This is a genomic window from Mycobacterium angelicum (genome assembly GCF_002086155.1).
In the GTDB taxonomy this organism is placed as follows: Bacteria; Actinomycetota; Actinomycetes; order Mycobacteriales; family Mycobacteriaceae; genus Mycobacterium; species Mycobacterium angelicum.
On the sequence record NZ_MVHE01000354.1, the window covers coordinates 1 to 332 of the forward strand.

Below are 332 nucleotides of genomic sequence, written 5' to 3' on the forward strand. Positions count from 1 at the left end.
GCCGGCGACGGCGGAACCGGCGGAGCCGGCGGCAACGGCGGCCACGGCGGCCTGGGCGGCGCGGGCAACGACGGCGCCGACGCGGAACCTGGAACTCAGACCAATGGGCAAGCCGGCGGTGACGGCGGGGCCGGCGGCATCGGCGGCGCCGGCGGCAATGGTGGTGTCGGCGGGAGTGCCGCCGCCGGGCAGGCCGGCAGCCAGGGAGTAGGTGGGGCCGGCGGCCACGGCGGCTCGGGCGGTGCTGCGGGAAACGGCGGTAACGGCGCCGACGGTGCGATAAGCCAGCACGGCGGCAACGGGGGTAACGGGGGTAACGCCGGGGTCAGCGG

Annotated in this window: 1 pseudogene; it reads left to right on the forward strand. The window is 78.3% G+C overall.

What is annotated here, in order from left to right:
* A pseudogene (locus BST12_RS32735) lies at window positions 1-332 on the forward strand (PE family protein); the annotation flags it as partial.